The organism is Geomesophilobacter sediminis, assembly GCF_016458275.1.
Classification (GTDB): Bacteria; Desulfobacterota; Desulfuromonadia; order Geobacterales; family Geobacteraceae; genus Geomesophilobacter; species Geomesophilobacter sediminis.
In genome coordinates this window covers 46063-64179 of the sequence record NZ_JAEMHM010000023.1, presented here as the reverse complement: position 1 = coordinate 64179, position 18117 = coordinate 46063, and the positions used below count along the sequence as shown (strand labels likewise).

Sequence of the window (18117 nt, the reverse complement as noted above, 5' to 3'; positions counted from 1 at the left end):
TTCGTCGCCCGAAATCCGCAAATTAATCGCCTAAGCGTAGTCTCGTTCCCAAGCTCCAGCTTGGGAACGTCACCGACTCGCGAAGCTCCAGCTTCGCAATCGGACATTACAAAGCTGGAGCTTTGACCATATGTGCGTTTCCCAAGGTGGACCTTGGGAACGAGGGCCCCATAAACAAAAAGAGACGCACCGAAGGGGGCGTCTCTTTTTTATTCTCCTGCGTCAGTTCCGGCTATCCGCTCTTACCGGCAACGCGCCGCCGCTTTCCTTTTGCGCCACTGCACCATCGCCAGGCCGGCCAGTCCGGCAGCCACCAGCACCACGGTCGAGGGTTCGGGAACCGCGGCCGCGGGATCGGAAAGGCCGTCGTCGAAGGTTACCTCGCTCATGAAGAGCCAGAACTTGTCTTGCGCGATATCGCGGTTCAGCGTCACCACGAGTTGGTCGATATCGCTCAATCCGACCTTGATGTCGATCGCCATCGGTCCCTGGCCCGTGGAGGGCTTATTGGTGTCGTAGGTGTTGCTGCCGATGACGATGCTGTTCGGTGCGGCGACCCCGCCGCGCGGGTGGCCGTAAATATCGTTTCCCGGATTGTCCACATAGAAGGTGATGTCGTTGATGTTCACCTTCTGCCCGAAATGAAACGTGATGGTCGGATTGCCCCAGGTCCAGCCGACGTAGGGACCGGTCCCCAGCAGGTTCTGGTCGGTGTGCCCCACCCCCGAGGTGTCGGTCCATTCCCAGCTGTGACTCTGGTCCGCGATGACCCCGTCGGTGAGTTTGCCGCTTCCCCCGCTCAGCTGCGCACCGTCGACGGTGGCATTGGCCGGGATCGCACCGTTCACGCTGTAGGTGGCATCCCAGTAGTTGTATTCACCGCCGCGCGCCACACCCGAGCCGTTCATCATGTCGTAGCTCACCGGGTGCACCAGGGTTGCCTGCGAATTCACCGGTCCGGCAAACAGCAGCACGGATACCGCAGCAATCTGTAACAACATTCTCGCCAGCGTTTTCATCGTCTCTCCTGACTGGATGATGGGCTCATCGCGGGCCGATTATACTCTACGGTTACCCTCAGACAAAGAACATTATTCAAACAACCATGAGCAGCAATTGGATTTAGCAATAGCTTTGTCTGCTGATGCTACCGGCGGCACGCACCGTGTCGACATTCTTTACACAAGCCGTCTCATTCCATCTGTTTCAGTAAATGTTCAGCAATATCTGTTCCACTTCCTGACTGTTTTCCGCGCATTTGAGTTCAGTGCAGTAGAAAAAAAGGGGGCATAACAGAAAAGGGCGGTGCCGTAAGGCGCCGCCCTTTCTTTTCGAGCCAACGGGAAACGATCAGGGGGGGCACTGGGCGCACATCGACTTGAAGAGGTTGGTGCTGAGGTAGCGGTCGCCGCGGTCCGGGAGGATCACCGCGATGGTCCCCGACTCGATTTCCGAGGCCACCTTGAGGGCACCGGCGATGGCGGCGCCGCCGGACATGCCGCAGAAGATACCGTATTTGGCGGCAAGCAGACGGGCGGTCTCGAAAGCGTCGTCGTCCTCGATGACCAGTTTCCGGTCGTAGCCCTGCGGATCGTAGATCGGCGGAACGATCGCCTCCTGCATGTTCTTGAGCCCCTGGATCTTGTGTCCCAAAACCGGCTCAACCCCGATCACCTGGACCGACGGCTTCTTCTCGCGGAAGAACTTCGCCGCCCCCATCAGGGTGCCGCTGGTCCCCATGCCGGCCACGAAATGGGTGACCTCGCCGTCGGTCTGGCTTAAGATCTCCGGCGCGGTGGTCTCGTAGTGGGCCAGTACGTTGTTCGGATTGGCGTACTGGTTGGGCATGTAGTAGGTTTGCGGATCCTCGGCGAGGATCTTGTGTGCCAGGCGGATCGCGCCGTCGGTCGCCTCGCACCCCGGCGACAGGACGATCTCCGCGCCGTAAGCCTCCAGGACGCTGCGCCGCTCCACGCTGACGCAGGCGGGCATGACCAGCTTGATCCGGTAGCCGCGCGCGGCGGCGATCATCGCCAGGGCGATGCCGGTGTTGCCGGAGGTGGGCTCCAGGATCACCTTGTCATCGGTGAGCTCGCCGCTTTTTTCGGCGGCCAGAATCATCTGCCGAGCCGGACGATCCTTGACGGAGCCGCCGGGGTTATTCCCTTCCAGCTTCGCCATGATCCGGACCTTGGGATTGCTGCAGAGGGAATGGATCTGAATCAGGGGGGTCGAGCCGATCGACTCGATGAGACTTTGACCTTTCATTGAATGCCCTCGGACGGGATTTAAATTAAACCGAGTCAAGATACCCCCTCGCCCCAAGAGGTGTCAAGCGTGGAAATGGTTTATGACGGCCCTTCTTACCAAAGAGCATCCTTCCACGACACCAGCGGCAGTATCCTCCCCAAACGTTCCCCCTTGGCCCGATATTTCTCGTCAGCAGTCACGAATGTGGCCTGGGGATGCAACAATGCCGCGGCATGATAGATCGTGTCGAAGAGGTGATGGTCCAGTTGGATCGAAAGCTCGATGGCCTTCAGGTACACCGCGTCCGCATCGGCCAACCGATAGTCGAACGAGAGAAGCCCCTGGGCGTACCGGGAAGCCGATAGTGGCGCCAAACGGCAGAGGACGCCCAATACCTCGGATCGCCAGACCGGGGGTTGGTAGAGGGAAAACCGGTCCTCCGAATAAGCCTCAAGCAGAGCCAGGGCTGCTGCGGCACTAGCCTCTCCCGGAGGAGCCGACAGAAACCATTTCACGCTCACGCTGGCATCGACCACCAAAACCGGCTTCATCGCCTGATCTCCTGCACGGCCTCAAGCACCTCCTCAGTTGAAACCACGGGTGTATCAGCCCTCTCCTTGAGTATCGCAGCCACGGCTTCCCGGCGCCGGCGCAGGGCAAGCTCGCGTTCGGCGGCCTCGCGCATCAAGCCGGCGATCACCGCGCTCCGGTTTTTCCCTGCAAAAGCGGCGTTAAAGAGCTCCTTGATCTCGTCGGGGACACTGAAATTGACCGTTGCCATCACGCACTCCGTTCAACAAATAATTCAACAACTTCTTGTTCAAGCTTAGCAAAGGAGTTCGGAAAAAGCCACCGGTGCAAAAACGCGGGCAGACCACCCCGGCAGACAGCTTCCGCTCCTCATCGCCCCGCCCCGCCTGATTAGCCGAAAATAATCAACACAGATAAGTACGTCCTTAAGCTGGCAAGGAAACGGCCGATAACAGGGACAGGAAAGTCTTATTAAATTGGCACCTTAAGGAAGCGACACTTCGGTTGGAGACGGCCGCAGTCCGGAACCGCCTGCAACATGGCGGGATCATTACGTGGGGAGGCAAAACATGGCCTGGTTCAGCAATTTGAAAATCAGCGGGAAGATCGTTTTGGTGGTTTCGGTCGTGCTGGTGCTGTCGGTGGTCCAAGGCATCTTTTCGCTACGGCAGCTGTCCGTAGTGAACGATTCCACGGTGGACATCGCGACCGACAAGCTTTCCCGGGTCCGGACCATCGGCAGGATCCAGTCCCTGGTGGGGGATTTCCGCCGGGCGGAGTTCCAGCACCTGCTCTCGGAATCCGCAGCGGACATGGACAAGTATGAAAAGCGGATGCAGCAGGAAGTGGTCGATCTGAAGAAGCTCGACGACCAGTATCAAAAGCTGGTCCCGTCCGGGGAGATGAAGAAGCTTCACGAACAGTTCAATTCTTCCTGGGTCACCTTCATCGAGCTGCACAAGAACCTGATCGATCTCTCCCGCAAGGACAAGAAGCAGGCGCTGACCGCCCTGCGCGGCGATTCCTACAAATCCTTCCTGGCCGCGATGGCCGCGCTGGAAAAGGAGATCGCCCTGAACGACGATCTGGCCCTTTCCGCCTACAAGAATTCCGCCGCCACCTACCAAAGCTCCCGCACCTTCATTGCCGGCGCCATAGCCGCTGCGGTGGCCGTGGGGATGTTCCTCGCCTTCTGGGTGGCCCGCATCATCAACCGCAGGCTCCGCGACGGCGTGGAGCTCGCGGACCGGCTGGCCCGGGGCGATCTTTCGGGAAGCGCCGGGGAGGTCTCCAAAGACGAGACCGGCCAGCTCCTCACCTCGATGCAGACCATGGCCGAGAGCATCCAGGCCCTTTGCACCGATGCGGGGCAGCTCTGCGCCGATGCGGTGGAAGGGAAGCTGTCGACCCGCGCCGACGCGAGCCGGCACCAGGGGGCCTACCGGGACATCATCGTCGGCTTCAACGGCACCCTCGACGCGGTGGTCGGCCCGCTCAACGTGGCGGCAGACTACGTGGACAAGATATCGAAAGGGAACATTCCGCCGGAGATCACCGACAGCTACAACGGGGATTTCAATGCCATAAAGAACAACCTGAACCAGGCGATACGGGCGGTCAACGAACTGATCGCCGACGCGAACCAGCTGTCGGCAGGCGCAGTCGCCGGGCGCCTGGCAACCCGCGCTGACGCTGAAAAACACCAGGGCGATTTCCGCAAGATCATCCAGGGGGTGAACGACACGCTTGACGCCGTCATCGGTCCGCTCAACATGGCGGCAACCTACGTGGACCGGATCAGCAAGGGGGACATTCCCCCGGAAATCACCGACCACTACAACGGCGACTTCAACACCATCAAGAACAACCTGAACCAGGCAATCCGGGCGGTCAACGAACTGATCGCCGACGCGAACATGCTCTCCGCCGCGGCCGTGGCAGGGCGCCTGGCGACGCGCGCCGACGCCGGCAAGCACCAGGGGGATTTCCGCAAGATCGTCCAGGGGGTGAACGACACGCTCGACGCGGTGATCGACCCGCTCAACGTCGCCGCCAACTACGTGGAGCGGATCAGCAAGGGGGACCTCCCGGCGCCGATCACCGATAACTACAACGGTGATTTCAACACCATCAAGAACAACCTCAACGTCCTGATCCAGGCGACCGAGCAGATCACCGCAGGAGCACGGGCGGTCGCCGAAGGAAACCTGAAAGTGAAGCTCGCCATGCGCTCGGACAAGGACGAGATGATGCACGCCCTCTCGGAGATGGTGGAGAAACTCGCCGACGTGGTGAGCGATGTCATGGGTGCGGCGGCCAACGTGGCGTCCGGGAGCCAGCAGCTGTCGGCAAGCTCGGAGGCGATGTCGCAGGGGGCGACGGAACAGGCGGCCGCGGCCGAGCAGGCGTCATCGGCCATGGAGGAGATGTCCTCCACGATCCGGCAGACCGCCGACAACGCCCTGCAGACGGAAAAGATCGCCGTCAAGTCCGCCGCCGATGCGCAGGAGGGGGGCAAGGCGGTGGCCCAGACGGTTACCGCCATGAAAGCGATTGCCGCCAAGATCTCGATCGTGGAGGAGATCGCCCGGCAGACCAACCTCCTCGCGCTCAACGCCGCCATCGAGGCGGCGCGGGCCGGCGAGCACGGCAAGGGGTTCGCGGTCGTCGCCAGCGAGGTCCGCAAGCTTGCCGAGCGCTCCCAGCGCGCCGCCGCGGAAATTTCGGAGCTCTCCTCGACAAGCGTGGAGATCGCGGAGCAGGCCGGCGAGATGCTGAACCGCATCCTCCCCGACATCCAGCGGACCGCGGAACTGGTGCAGGAGATTTCCGCAGCCAGCAGAGAGCAGGACGCCGGTGCGGAACAGATCAACAAGGCGATCCAGCAGCTGGACCAGGTGATCCAGCAAAACGCTTCCGCGGCGGAGGAAATGGCATCTACTGCCGAAGAACTCTCGTCGCAGTCGGAACAGCTGCAGAGCACCATCGACTTTTTCCAACTGGAGGAAACGACCCGGGCCCGTAACGCCGCAGCCGCGGCGCCCCTGCGGCAGCCGAAAAAAACTAAATCCGGACGCACCCGGCAGCCGAGCCTGACCGCACCAGGGGCGGCGCTCGACCTGGGAGCCGAGGACGGATTCGAAAGATACTGACACCAAAGGTCCTGCTGCTGAAAGAAGGGGGGGAGCCGTGCGGCTCCCCCCCTTCTTTTTTGCTCATAGATACGATGGAGCCGAATTCGAAACTCTCAGTGCGCGAGGCTTTCAAATATTAAGTCACCCTCAGGTAGACTTCAGCCAATTGTTGTCTATAGTTATAACAGCCTGGGTCGCAGAGGAGGACGCTATGAGAAAGTGTGGCATCCCTGCAATGACTGTAGTCTGCCTGCTGTTTCTGCTGCCGATACTTTTCCCCAACATTGCGCCCCCCGCCCTGGCCGCGTCAAGCTACACCATCGGCATCGTGCCGCAGTACGAACAACGTAAGCTCTACGCGATCTGGAAGCCGATCGTCGACGAGTTGGAACGGCGGACCGGCCTCTCCTTCCGGCTGGTCACCACGCTCCAGATCCAGGATTTCGACCGGGAGATCTCCCGCGGCTCCTTCGACTTCATCTACGTGAACCCCTACTACATCGTCCAGACCAGGAAGACGCAGGGGTACCTCCCGCTGGTCTGCGACAAGACGCAGATCCACGGCGTCCTCGTGGTGAAAAAGGAGGGCCCGGTCCGGTCGGTCCGGGAGCTCAACGGGAAGACGGTCGCCCTCCCCTCCCCCAACGCCATCGGCGCCTCGCTCATGATGCGGGCCGATCTGGACCAGATGCAGGTCGCCATCACCCCCCTCTACGTCAAGACCCACAGCTCGGTGTACCTCCACGTGGTGAAAGGGATGGCCGCGGCGGGAGGCGGAATCGACAAGACGCTCGCGGAGCAGCCGCCGGCGGTGCGCGATGCCCTGCGCGTCATCCACCGGACCCGCCCGATCCCCTCGCACCCCGTCGCCGTCCACCCCCGGGTCCCCAAGCGGGACGCCGAAATCGTGCGCCAGGCGCTGATCGCGATGGGGAGCGATCCCAAGGGGAAGGAGCTTCTCGCCAAGGTTCCCTTCCTGCAGATCGGTCCCACCACGCAACGCGAATATCTGAAGATGGTCGACTGGGGACTGGAACACTACTGGATTCCGCAAGGGGACTGAGACTACATGAACCTGCGCAGCAAGGTACTGCTCCCGCTGGCCCTTTTCAGTGTGCTTCTGGCTCACTACCTCTACGCGCATTATCTCCCCGCGTCTTTGCAAAACATCGAGCAGACCTACCAGCGCGCCACGGAGCGGCACCTGGACAGCGTGATCGAGGGGCTGATTCCCCTGCTTTTGGGGCACAACCTCGACACCATCTACGAAAACCTCGACGCCCTCAAGAAAAAGAACGGGAACTGGCTGGAAATCCAGCTGATGGACCGGGACCACCTGCTCCTCTACCCGCTGGAAGAGCCCAAGGCGCCCCCCGGCGTCCACTCCGACGACGTCCGCACCCTCACCCGCCACATCGGTTACCTCGGCACGGAACTGGGCACCCTCACCGTCAAGGTCGACTTCGCCCCCGTCCTCTCCGAGACCAGGCACCGAAACCGCCAACTTTTGACCGTGATGCTCGGCCTGATCGTCGCTTTCGTGGCGAGCGCCGCCTGGATCCTGGAACGGATGGTGATCCGCCCGGTCAAGACGCTGAGTCGCGCCTCGAAACATCTGGCCGAAGGGCGCTTCGATGCCGATCTGGGGAAAGGGGGGCGCGACGAGGTGGGCGAGCTGGTGGACCGGTTCGCGGAGATGCGCGACTCCATCCGCGGCTACCAGAGCGAGCTTTTGGAGCGGATCAAGGAGATCCGCCGGCTCGCCTCCATCGTCGAGTCCTCCGACGACGCCATCTTCAGCAAGAGCCTGGACGGCACCATCCTCACCTGGAACCGCGGCGCGGCGGCCATGTACGGCTACGCCGAGGAAGAGGTGAAGGGGCAATCGGTGCGGATGCTGATCCCCCCACCGATGCAGGGCGAGCTGGAATCCATCCTGACCAAGGTGGCACGCGGCGAGCACATCTACCAGCTGGAGACGGTGCGGGTGAAAAAGAGCGGGGAATGGTTCGACGTCTCGCTCACCGTATCGCCGCTGTACGACAGCTCGGGCGCGGTGATCGGCGCCGCCGCCATCGGACGGGACATATCCGAACCGAAGCGGACCTCGGAGGAGCTCCGGGTGAAGAACATCCTCTTGTCCACCCAGCAGGAGACCTCCCTGGACGGGATCCTCGCCGTGGACGGAAGCGGCCGCATCATCTCCAGCAACGGCCGGTTCGCCGAGATCTGGGACCTGGCCCCGGACCTGATCGCTTCCGGCGCCTACCAACTGGTGCTGCAGTCGCTTACCGGCAAGCTCCAGGCCCCGGACGAGTTCTTGGCCAAGCTGGAACACCTCTACCGGCACGGTGAGGAGAAGAGTCGGGACGAGCTGGTGCTCAAGGACGGGCGGACCCTCGACATGTACTCCTCCCCCATGGTCGACCAAAACGGCCGCAACCTCGGGCGAGTCTGGTATTTCCGGGACGTCACCGAGCACCACCGCCTCGAAGAGCAGTTGCGTCAGTCACAGAAGATGGAATCCATCGGGACCTTCGCGGGAGGAATCGCCCACGATTTCAACAACATCCTGACCGCCATCGTCGGTTATGGAACCATGGCCCTGCTGCAGAGCGCCGAGGACGACCCCCGGCGCGATGCGATCGACCAGATGCTTAGGGCCGCGGAAAAGGCGGCGCACCTGACCAAGGACCTGCTCCTGTTCTGCCGCAAGCAGGTAAGCCAGAAGAGCACCGTCGACATCAACGAGATCATCCGTACCACGTCCACCTTTTTGAAGCGGATCATCGGAGAAGACGTCGAGTGCCGGGTATCGCTCCATGCCGAGCCGATGCCGGTGTCGGCCGATCCGCACCAGCTGGAGCAGGTCCTGATGAACTTCGCGACCAACGCCCGCGACGCCATGGAAGCCGGCGGGATCTTCACCATAACCACCGAGCCGACCCGCTTCGATGAGCAGTTCATCTCCATCCACGGCTACGGCCGGCCGGGGGGTTACGTCCTGATCACGGTATCGGACACCGGAAGCGGGATGGACAAGACCACCCAGGAGCACATCTTCGACCCGTTTTTCACCACCAAGGAAGTCGGCAAAGGGACCGGCCTGGGGCTTGCCGTCGTGTACGGCATCGTCAAGGACCACGACGGCTTCATCAACGTGTACAGCGAGCCCGGCAAGGGGACCACCTTCCGGATCTACCTGCCGCAACTGAGCGCCAGCATCCAGGAGGGGCCCACCGAACCGGAGCGCTTCCAGGTACGCGGTACCGAGACGATCCTTCTGGCCGAAGATGACGAGACGGTCCGCACCCTGACCCGGGGGGTGCTCGAGGAATTCGGCTACACGGTGCTGACGGCGACCAATGGTATGGAAGCGGTGCAGAAATTCCGGGAAAACCGGGAGCGGATCGCCCTTTTGCTGTTCGACCTGGTGATGCCGAAAAAGACGGGAAAAGAGGCGTACGACGAGATCAGGGAAGAGGCGCCCGGGACCAGGGTCCTTTTTGCCAGCGGCTATGCACCGGACCTGGTCCAGCAGAAGGTGCTCCTGGACGAGAAGATGCCGATCGTCTTCAAGCCGGTCGCGCCGATGGAGCTGCTCCGGAAGGTGCGGGAAACCATAGACGCGGCCGCGTGAGGGGATGCCGGGAGTGTCGCCTGGCCGTGTATGTAGGAGCGACATTCCGGTCGCGATGAACGGGTCGCACCGCGATTAATGGTTCGCACCGCCTCCGGCGGATCGCGCCTGGAAAGGCGCTCCCACAGGGTAGGCAGCAGCGTGCTAGTTTTTTCCGTCTCTCCTCTCGTTCGCCTCTGGCTCTCTTCCCGTTCCCAGGGCCCACCCTGGTTCTCCTCTCGTTCCAAGGGCCACCGTGCGAACGCAAAGCCTCATCCAAGCTCCAGCTTCCGTCGCGTTCCCAAGGCCCACCTTGGGAACGCAAGCCTTTTCGTCCAAGCTCCAGCTTGGTAATCTCCATAAGGATTAGCCGAGCAGGGACAAAATAGGGCAGGCTGCATTTCCGCGTTCGCCGGAAAAAGCAGCCTGCCCTTTCACTTCCAGGCATGGGCAATTACTGTGGGAGCGCCTTTCCAGGCGCGATCACCCGGCGCCCGCCGGGTGTAAAGAAGCTCCTCAGTATCTAGAACTTGACCTTCACGACGGCGTTGGCGGTGGTCCCGCCGAACTGGACCTGGCGCGAGTGGCCCGAGACGTCGTAGGACGGTTTCACGTTGAAATACTTCAGCTCCCCGCCGATGGAGAGCTGGGGTGAGACGTTAAAATCCACCCCGCCGACGAAGTGGTAACCCAGCGCGCTCGCCGAGTAGGATTCGTCGGTGCCGACGGTGGCTCCGTTGAGATCCTTCACCCGGTTTTCCAGCATGGTGTAGTAATAGCCGCCGCCGGCGCCGGCATAGATCTCCGCGGCGGGGCCAAGCGGTGCCACGACCTTTAGAGTTACCAGTATTGGAACGGCGGATACCGTAGGCGTGACGGTATAGGGAGTCCCGAAGGCGTCCAGATAGGTGTTGGTGAATTCATCCTTGATCTCGGACTCGTAGTACCCGGTACCGACCTCCAGCGCGAGGTTCGGGTGGATCTTCACCCCGTAGGCGACCTCGAAGTTGTAGCCGTTCTTGAAATCGTTGAGACCGTCGGTCTCGGCATTGGGAAAAAAGACGCCGCCTTTGAAACTGAGGTAGCTGCTTTCGGCAAACGCCGCCGAAACCGAAACAATCATCATGCACAGTGCCAAAGTGATTATCTTGCCCATCTTCATATCAACCTCCCTGTTTGCAATCCTCCTGGAATTGGGCCGGGCACCATTTCACGCCGGCACATACTTAAGAGGAAACGCCTCATCCAGCATAAAGTTGACCAACAGCGCGATTTTCATCGGCAGATGCCAGCAAATCCCGGAGAGCTACTGGTGAATCGTCACCCGGCTGCGGCCGTGGCGCTTGCTGTAGTACATCTGCGCATCGGCCTTGCCCACGATACTGGCCGGGGAATCGTCATCGGAGGCTACGGCGCCGCCGATCGAAACGGTAACTTCTACCTTTTCCGCCCCCTTCATGATGAAGCAGTGCTGCACGGTGGCCCGGATCCGCTCGCCCAGGGACGACAGGATCTCGGGTGTCGCCTGGGGCACGATCACGATGAACTCCTCCCCTCCCCAGCGTGCCACGATGTCGAGTCCCCGCACCACGTTGCGGATCGTCTGTGCCACCATCTTCAGCACTTCGTCGCCGACGTCATGCCCCCAGCGATCGTTCACCTTCTTGAAGTGATCCACGTCGACAAACAAAAGGCCGAAAGCGACGGAATGCATCCGCCATTCGTAGGTCATCGAATCGAGGGCGATCTCACCGTAGCGCCGGTTCCCCACTCCGGTGAGCGGATCGTTGAAGGCGTCCCGGCGCAGCTTTTCCAGTTCCTGGACCATCTGGACCTGGTTCGCGTTGTCGGTGAAGATCTCGACCACGCTGGTCATCACCCCGTTTTCGTCGAGGATGGGGGCGGTGCGGACCTGGACCGGGACCCGATGCCCCGCCTTGTGGTGGGCGTAAACGGCGGCTTCGCGGGATTTGCCGTCCTGCAAGGTGGCAAAGAGCGGGCACATGCCGATGCAGAGTTCGTTGCCGCAGTTGTCGATGTGGCGCAGGATGTTGTCGGAGCAGCGCGAGCCGATCACCTCCGAGGCGGTGTAGCCGGTGATCCTTTCCGCGGCTTTGTTCCAGTAGATGATGCGTCGCTCCTCGTCGACGCAATAGACGCCGTCGAACAGACTATCCAGAAGCGCATTTGCTGATATGTCCGTCATTTACCCTCCTGCTTTATCTCAAATCGGGCTGAAAAGATTTATTCGGCAGTCACAACGTAAGCCGCTTACTGGCTTTGGTTCACACCGGTGCCTCAAGACCTCTGACGCCCACGGTCAAAAGTACACCATAATCGCATTAGTTCAACGAATCCTGAACGAATTCAACAAACCAGAAGGCAAAAAGAAAGGGTGATAAGCAAGATGCAGCGAGGGGATGTCGAGGCAGGATTCTCAAACCGTTTTCGTGAGACAGGAAGGCGGCAGGCAAAAACTGTAGGAGCGACATTCTTGTCGCGATCAGTTCTCATCATATAACAAGGAGCTGCCGACTCACCCTGTAGGAGCGCCTTTCCCGGCGCGAATGACTGCAACCTTGGTCACCGCCTCCGGCGGTTCGCGCCATGAATGGCACTCCCACAGCAGTGGTCAATCGCGACAGGAATGTCGCCCCAGCAGGCGTTGCCCATCTTCCTGCTGATGTCCGCTACCCGGCCGATTCCACCGGGGTGACCGGCACGTGCATCAGCTCCGTGCCGCGCAGCAGGACCACCGGCAGCTCCTTGCCGATCGGCCAATCGGCCAGAATCCGGTGCACGTCGTCGACGCTCTCCACGATCTGCCCGTTGAGCGAAACCAGGTGGTCTCCCTGCCGGATGCCCGCCTGGTAGGCCGAGCCGCGCTCGCTCACCGCCACCACCTCGACGGCAAACTTGTTCTGCAGGTGGTAATAACGGGCCAGTTGGCGGTTCAGGGGAAGCTGCTGCGCCGCGAGCCCCAGGGTGCCGCGCCGCACCCTTCCGTGGGTGAGCAGTTGCGAGACCACGAGCCGCGCCGTGTTGGCCGGGACCGAGAACCCGATCCCCTGGGCCGCCATGATGATGGCGGTGTTGATGCCGACCACGCGGCCGCGCGAATCCACCAGCGGACCGCCCGAGTTCCCCGGGTTCAGCGGCGCCGTGTGCTGGATGATGTTTTCGATGAGCCGCCCTTCCCTGCTGCGCAACGCCCGACCCAGCGCGCTTACGACACCGGTCGAGACGGTGGACTGGAAGCCGAGCGGATTTCCGATCGCGATCACCAGCTGCCCGGCCCGCAAGGCAGCCGAATCGCCGAGATTGGCATAGGGGAGCCCCGCTCCTTCCGCCCTAAGTACCGCAAGGTCCGTGGCCGGATCGGTGCCGACCAGGGCCGCGGGGAGCGTGACGCCGTCCTGCAGGGTGACCGTCACCTGGTCCGAGCCCTGCACCACGTGATCGTTGGTCAGGACGTAACCGTCGGGAGCGATGAGGACCCCGGTGCCGGCGCCGCTCATTTCCGGACCGCCCCCCCGCTTGGCAACGGCGATCCCGACCACCGCCGGTCCGACCGTGTCGACGACGGTGATGACCGCCCGCGAATAGGCATCCAACAGTTCCACGTCCGAGGCATCTTCCTTCTTGATCCGGCAGCTGCCGTTCGCCTCGCCGCCGAACTCCCCGTCCGAACCCACCAGTTTCAATCCGCTCCGTTCCGTCTCGTCCATATCGGTACTCCTTCTCATGGGCCGATCGCCTCCCTGTAGGATAGAACGATTCCCTCGCCCAAGGCTAGGGGGGAAGATAAGGACGGCCAGGGCAATAATCAATGAGCAAAGAGTGAGTGAAGAGCAAGGAGCCCCGAGCTGCAGCGATGGGTCCTTGAGCTCCCCCCTTTGCGAAGGGTGTATGGACCGGAGTCAAGGGGGCTGGGGGGGATTTGCCTTTGAGGAGGTGGAATCCAGTCCCACCCGAAATGGCGCTCCCCACCGGGTGTCCAGGCTCGTCCCCGGACGCAAAAAAGCTCCTGCTTCGCCAACTGCGAAACAGGAGCTTCTATTCATGCCATCAAGGTAGGGATCGGCCGGCTTACAAGTACGCCGACGGCAGGGACGTTGACACCGCTTGGAGCTGGTCGAAGCGCGAGTTCTTCTTGAAGTGCGCAAAGCAGGATTCGATGCCGCGCAATTGAGCCGGCGTTACGTTGGCGAATTCGCACCCGCAGGTCGACCCGGTGGTCTCGCTGCGGCTCCAAACCACCCGCGCCATGACGGTCAGCGGGGCCTGCCGGCCGAACTCCTCGACGGAGAGGCTCGGCGGCATGATCAAGAGCTCCACCATCCGTCCGGTATCAATGGCCCGCTCCCCGGAAAGCCGCAGCTGCAGCCCGGAAAGGCTGAAGTCCTTGGTCACCCCCTTCAGGTGGGGGAGAATCCCTTCCTGGTGTACCTCCACCAGCAGGCCGTTCTGGGCCCGCGGATGGCGCCGTTTCTCATTCTGGCTCGGGGCGATGATCGCCTGGGTATTGAAGGTGAAGGTCTCCAGGAGCCGGTTGAACTCCTTGGTCACCTCGTTCAGATCGGCGCTGATGGTGGCGGTGACGCCGACCTTGGAACCGTTGTCCTCGATGGTGTAGAAAAGCGATTCCTGGCTCCCCTTCAGGCTTTGCAGGCGTTCCATCTGGGTCGCGCTCACCTCGGAGATCCGGTTGCTTGCCGCCGCGTTCTCCCGAACCGACGCCACCATGCTTTCGATGATCTCGGCGGTGCTGAGGGTCTTCGCCTCCCCGTCGCGCACCCGGGTCACCACCTGCTCCATGGTCTTCATGGTCCGGGCCACCTGCGAGCTGAGCTCCCCGATCATCCGGGTGATCTCCTTGGTCTCCTTCGCGGTCCGCGAGGCGAGGTTGCGCACCTCGTCGGCGACCACGGCGAAGCCGCGCCCCTGCTCGCCGGCACGGGCCGCCTCGATCGCCGCATTGAGCGCCAGCAGGTTGGTCTGTTCGGCGATGTCGGTGATCCCGTCGATGATGGAATGGATCTGCTCGCCGACCCGGTTCAGCCCCTCGTTTTCCTGCGCCGCCCGGATCACCTCTTCAACGGTCTCGCGCATCTGGTCGATGTGCTCGCGGGTGGCCTGGAGCCCCTCCTCGGCCTCGGTCTCGGTCTGCTGCGCGTTGGAGCGCATCGTCTCGGCCAGGTCGCGGACCGATTCGGAAATCTCCTGCACTTCCCGGGTCGCCGTCGAGACGTCGGCGGCCCGTTGCCGCTGCGACACGCTGGCCGTGGAGATTTCTCCGGAGATTTCCGAGATCTGGAAGGAGGACTGCTCCATCTGGAGGCTCGCCTCGTGAATGTTGCACAGGACCTCGGTCAGCCGCCCGACCATCTCCTTCATGGCGACCATGATCTTGCTCACCTCGTTGCGGCGCCGGACCACGATCTCGCCGCTGAGGTCCCCACCGGCAATGCATTCGAGATGGCCGATGGCACGGCCGATCGAGTGGGTGATGGCCCAGATGTTGATGCCGCCGAAGATCGCCCCGAGGACGATGAACATGCCGGAGCCGCCGATCTGCAGCAGCAGTGAATCAGAGCGTCCGGCGATGGTGGCGGCGACAATGCAGAGGCTGTAGCAGAAACAGAGAATGATGAGGCGGGTCTTGATAGTGAGACAGAGATAAAAATTCCAGAGTGCAGTCATTGCAGAGACGCTCCTTTCTGGGTCTGGCGAGGAATAACGAAGAAGTACGCTTCCGGTTAAAAATCTCTATCGGCTGAATATCACCGAAGCTTAAGGAAAATCGACAACTACGTGAGACGACATCCAAAGAGAGAAGACCAGCACTCCGGAGACCGAAAGAACGTCGCGCTCTATCAAAGATCAAGGTCTGCGAGTTGTGCCGACGGTCCGCTCGGCAAAAGCCAGCATCGCCCGGTAATCCTCCGGGGTGTCCATGTCGAGGAGCACGCCGGGATCGTCCACCGCCACCTCGGCGACCCGCGCCGGGTCGCTGCGTACCAGGTCGCGCAACAGCCGCCCCGGGACCAGTTCATCGAGTACCGGCCGGGGCAAAAGCAGCGGATGCCCCCGCCTTCCGGCGTAAAGCGGGAGGATGATCCTTCCTTTCTGCTCCCGGGCCGCCTGCACGAGCGACCGCACCGTCGCCCCCCGCACCAGGGGGTAGTCGCTCAAAGCCACCGCCACGCTCCCGGCCCCGGCGGCGAGAGCTTCGCGCCCGGCCCGCACCGAGGAAGCCATGTCCGCCTCCGGGTCCGGGTTCACGACCACCCGCACGGCAAAACGGGCCGCTTCGGCGGCGACCGCCTCCCCTTCCGGAGAGACGACGACCACGATGTCGGCGATGCCCCCCTCGCGTAACGCAGCCAGACAACGCGCAAGCACGGTTTCCTCCCCCAAGGGAAGGAGCTGCTTGCAGGTCCCCATCCGCTGCGATTTCCCCGCCGCAACCAATATGGCGGCTACCGGGTATGGTGTCGAAGCTTCATGCATAGGTTCAATGCACCTCATACTCTGTCCGGAGGAGCCCGGAGCTGGCAGCTCCCCCAAGGCATCCTCAAAGGAAAGCCCGTCATTGAAAAAGTCGATTAGGTCACTCTTCATACAAGGAAACCGATAGCTCCCTCTTCCTCCGGGAGAGGATCGGGGTGAGGGGATTTCCCACTGAGCACCTACCCTCTCCGGAAAAGAGAAACAATGTCGCCGATCAAATTGAAAAAAAGCGCCGTCCTGGTATTACATTGCAGCGACTGAGTGAGTTTTCTGCCTGCCGCTATGACTGCTGACAACCTTTTTAAGGAGAGTTCACGTGAGGCGCATCTTCCTGATAGCAGTGCTGGTTGTAGGAACCGCGGTGAACACTCTGGCGCAGGATGGCTGTATCGACTGCCACGGCAACCGGCAGCGCATGGAAGCGGCGGGCTACGGCGGCTTTTACGTCAACCCGCAGGAGGTGAAGGAGCAGACGCGCATGCCGGCGACCTGCGCCGAGTGTCACCTCGGCAATGCCGCCGCCCTGGAGCCGGGCGCCGCCCACCAGGGAATGGCGCGCCTGCTGGTGGTGGCCAACCGCGGCCTGACCACGATCACCTCGGCACGGCGGCTCCCCCTGCAGTACGACACCAACGCGGTCAACCGCATCGGCATCGCCAAACTGAAGGACGGCAAACCGGTCCGGGACCCGGGGGTGGCCGCCATCTCCTGGCACGACAAGAACCGGGAAACCCTGACCCAGGATTTCTCCGTCATGCAAAAAAGCTGCGGGAACTGTCACGAGCGGGAGTTCCGAGAATTCTCCCGCTCCACCATGGGGACCAACGGCAAACAGAGCCAATACCGGGGATGGCTCAGCGAACGGGGCCCCCACAACTGCGGGCCCTGGTTCGCGGGAAACCTCGAGACGATGCGCGCCACCACGGCGGTCCCCATCTCCGAGCAAAGCAGCCGGATCAACCAGAAGACCTGCAACGCCTGCCACGTCGGGTGCCTCGATTGCCATTTCAATCCGCAGCCGCGCGATCCGAAGGACCCGGCGCGCGGCCCCCACAGCTTCGTCAAGACACCGCCGTCGGAGAGTTGCTACGGCAACGGACGCGGCACCATCTGCCACGCCGGCCCCGAGGACCGGCGGCGCGGCGCCGGATACTTCGGCGGTTCCTTCTCCTTTCCGGAAGGAAATGAGCCGGACGTCCACCTGCAGGCGAAGGTCGGCTGCCTCGATTGCCACGAGAGCACCAGAAGCGCCCCGAACCTCGGGCACGGGATGGTGAAGCGGCAGGCGGGCGACTCCTGCGGCCGCTGTCACCCGGAGGCGGTCACGAGCCACGCCGCTTCGCGGCACCGGAACCTCGCCTGCGAGGCCTGCCATATCCAGCGGGTGGCCGGATACCAGGCGACCTACTGGGGGCCGGGCAAGGTCGCCGGCACGCCGACCCCGTACTTCAAGTTCAAGGCGTACTACGGGTACCTCCCGGAACCGATCCTGATCCGGGACCAGGCCGGACGGTGGATCCCGGTGAAACCGTTTCCCATGGCGGTTATGAACCAGAAGACGGCACCGTTTAAGCCCGGGCTGCACTGGCGCTACCCGCTCGACTTGCCGGAGCTCAAACGCACCGACGACGCCTGGGGGTATGTCGGCCTGTTCGGGGGGCTTCCGGAGAACAACAAGGCGCTGCTCTGGATCCAGATGGACAAGCTCTCGCACAAGATCGGCAAAAGCCGCTCGTGCGTCTCATGCCACGACACCCCCGACGGGGCGCAGATACAGCAGGTGACCTGGGAGTTCGGCGATCCCGGAGCGCTCCCCTTCACCGGTTCCCACCAGGTGGTGGCGGACCGCACAGGGCTCGCCATCGTAGGGATCCGCTCGGAAAAGATCGACCTCGAGACCAGCTACACCCTCTCCGCGCTCGCCCCCTGGGTCTATCTCAAGGACGCCTGGAAGATCGCCGGGAACTTCGCCCTGCCGCCGCTGCCGGACCGCTCGGTGCTGCAGAAGTTCGGGGCCGACCCGGAGGGGGCGCGTCGGGAAAAGCTGCTGCACCGATAAGGGGAGCGCAC

The 18117-nt window shown here is 62.2% G+C and carries 14 protein-coding genes; 5 read left to right on the top strand and 9 right to left on the bottom strand.

From position 1 onward, the window contains the following. Positions 1-242: 242 nt before the first annotated feature. On the bottom strand, positions 243-1019 hold the full coding sequence (locus JFN93_RS22055) for a PEP-CTERM sorting domain-containing protein (protein WP_199386470.1): 777 nt from the start codon (positions 1017-1019) through the stop codon (positions 243-245). A gap of 97 nt (positions 1020-1116) precedes the next feature. Here JFN93_RS22055 and JFN93_RS22050 point away from each other — a divergent pair, with 97 nt between their 5' ends. After that, the gene (locus JFN93_RS22050) at positions 1117-1293 is read left to right on the top strand and encodes a hypothetical protein (protein ID WP_199386468.1); all 177 of its coding nucleotides are present in this window, start codon (positions 1117-1119) and stop codon (positions 1291-1293) included. A 57-nt stretch (positions 1294-1350) separates the two neighbouring features. On the opposite strand, the gene JFN93_RS22045 is transcribed toward JFN93_RS22050, so the two are convergent. The 3 genes from JFN93_RS22045 to JFN93_RS22035 all read right to left on the bottom strand — a co-directional run bounded on the left by JFN93_RS22045 (position 1351) and on the right by JFN93_RS22035 (position 3031). Further along, positions 1351-2268 (bottom strand): PLP-dependent cysteine synthase family protein, encoded by a 918-nt coding sequence (locus JFN93_RS22045; RefSeq protein WP_199386466.1) that lies wholly within the window; start codon positions 2266-2268, stop codon positions 1351-1353. Between the two features lie 95 nt (positions 2269-2363). Continuing rightward, entirely contained in the window at positions 2364-2801 is a 438-nt protein-coding gene (locus JFN93_RS22040) for a type II toxin-antitoxin system VapC family toxin (protein ID WP_199386464.1), read from the bottom strand. Next, positions 2798-3031, bottom strand: coding sequence for a hypothetical protein (locus JFN93_RS22035; RefSeq protein WP_199386462.1), 234 nt, complete (start codon positions 3029-3031; stop codon positions 2798-2800). The genes JFN93_RS22040 and JFN93_RS22035 overlap by 4 nt, the downstream gene beginning before the upstream one ends. A 319-nt stretch (positions 3032-3350) precedes the next feature. Here JFN93_RS22035 and JFN93_RS22030 point away from each other — a divergent pair, with 319 nt between their 5' ends. The 3 genes from JFN93_RS22030 (at position 3351) to JFN93_RS22020 (ending at position 9555) form a co-directional block, all read left to right on the top strand. Next, on the top strand, positions 3351-5933 hold the full coding sequence (locus JFN93_RS22030; protein WP_236021897.1) for a methyl-accepting chemotaxis protein: 2583 nt from the start codon (positions 3351-3353) through the stop codon (positions 5931-5933). A gap of 193 nt (positions 5934-6126) precedes the next feature. After that, positions 6127-6978: a phosphate/phosphite/phosphonate ABC transporter substrate-binding protein gene (locus JFN93_RS22025; protein WP_199386460.1), complete on the top strand. Its 852-nt coding sequence runs from the start codon at positions 6127-6129 to the stop codon at positions 6976-6978. 6 nt (positions 6979-6984) lie between these two features. Next, on the top strand, positions 6985-9555 hold the full coding sequence (locus JFN93_RS22020; RefSeq protein ID WP_199386458.1) for a PAS domain S-box protein: 2571 nt from the start codon (positions 6985-6987) through the stop codon (positions 9553-9555). A 502-nt stretch (positions 9556-10057) separates the two neighbouring features. On the opposite strand, the gene JFN93_RS22015 is transcribed toward JFN93_RS22020, so the two are convergent. The 5 genes from JFN93_RS22015 to JFN93_RS21995 all read right to left on the bottom strand — a co-directional run bounded on the left by JFN93_RS22015 (position 10058) and on the right by JFN93_RS21995 (position 16047). After that, positions 10058-10696, bottom strand: a complete 639-nt coding sequence (locus JFN93_RS22015; protein ID WP_199386456.1) for an outer membrane beta-barrel protein — start codon at positions 10694-10696, stop codon at positions 10058-10060. Positions 10697-10840: 144 nt separating this feature from the next. Continuing rightward, positions 10841-11740, bottom strand: coding sequence for a sensor domain-containing diguanylate cyclase (locus JFN93_RS22010; protein WP_199386454.1), 900 nt, complete (start codon positions 11738-11740; stop codon positions 10841-10843). 484 nt (positions 11741-12224) lie between these two features. After that, entirely contained in the window at positions 12225-13280 is a 1056-nt protein-coding gene (locus tag JFN93_RS22005; RefSeq protein WP_236021896.1) for a S1C family serine protease, read from the bottom strand. A gap of 343 nt (positions 13281-13623) precedes the next feature. Beyond that, the gene (locus JFN93_RS22000) at positions 13624-15237 is read right to left on the bottom strand and encodes a methyl-accepting chemotaxis protein (RefSeq protein ID WP_199386452.1); all 1614 of its coding nucleotides are present in this window, start codon (positions 15235-15237) and stop codon (positions 13624-13626) included. A 180-nt stretch (positions 15238-15417) separates the two neighbouring features. Next, positions 15418-16047 (bottom strand): nucleotidyltransferase family protein, encoded by a 630-nt coding sequence (locus tag JFN93_RS21995; RefSeq protein ID WP_199386449.1) that lies wholly within the window; start codon positions 16045-16047, stop codon positions 15418-15420. A gap of 316 nt (positions 16048-16363) precedes the next feature. Between JFN93_RS21995 and JFN93_RS21990 the strand changes: the two genes are divergently transcribed. After that, positions 16364-18106 carry a cytochrome c3 family protein gene (locus tag JFN93_RS21990; protein WP_199386447.1) on the top strand — a complete coding sequence of 581 codons (1743 nt, stop codon included), beginning with the start codon at positions 16364-16366 and terminating at the stop codon, positions 18104-18106. Positions 18107-18117: the final 11 nt, after the last annotated feature.

Coding starts and splice junctions, on each gene's coding strand:
- JFN93_RS22055 (WP_199386470.1), bottom strand. CDS start 1,019: ATGAAAACGCTGGCGAGAATGTTGTTACAGATTGCTGCGGTATCCGTG.
- JFN93_RS22045 (WP_199386466.1), bottom strand. CDS start 2,268: ATGAAAGGTCAAAGTCTCATCGAGTCGATCGGCTCGACCCCCCTGATT.
- JFN93_RS22040 (WP_199386464.1), bottom strand. CDS start 2,801: ATGAAGCCGGTTTTGGTGGTCGATGCCAGCGTGAGCGTGAAATGGTTT.
- JFN93_RS22035 (WP_199386462.1), bottom strand. CDS start 3,031: ATGGCAACGGTCAATTTCAGTGTCCCCGACGAGATCAAGGAGCTCTTT.
- JFN93_RS22030 (WP_236021897.1), top strand. CDS start 3,351: ATGGCCTGGTTCAGCAATTTGAAAATCAGCGGGAAGATCGTTTTGGTG.
- JFN93_RS22025 (WP_199386460.1), top strand. CDS start 6,127: ATGAGAAAGTGTGGCATCCCTGCAATGACTGTAGTCTGCCTGCTGTTT.
- JFN93_RS22020 (WP_199386458.1), top strand. CDS start 6,985: ATGAACCTGCGCAGCAAGGTACTGCTCCCGCTGGCCCTTTTCAGTGTG.
- JFN93_RS22015 (WP_199386456.1), bottom strand. CDS start 10,696: ATGAAGATGGGCAAGATAATCACTTTGGCACTGTGCATGATGATTGTT.
- JFN93_RS22010 (WP_199386454.1), bottom strand. CDS start 11,740: ATGACGGACATATCAGCAAATGCGCTTCTGGATAGTCTGTTCGACGGC.
- JFN93_RS22005 (WP_236021896.1), bottom strand. CDS start 13,280: ATGAGAAGGAGTACCGATATGGACGAGACGGAACGGAGCGGATTGAAA.
- JFN93_RS22000 (WP_199386452.1), bottom strand. CDS start 15,237: ATGACTGCACTCTGGAATTTTTATCTCTGTCTCACTATCAAGACCCGC.
- JFN93_RS21995 (WP_199386449.1), bottom strand. CDS start 16,047: ATGCATGAAGCTTCGACACCATACCCGGTAGCCGCCATATTGGTTGCG.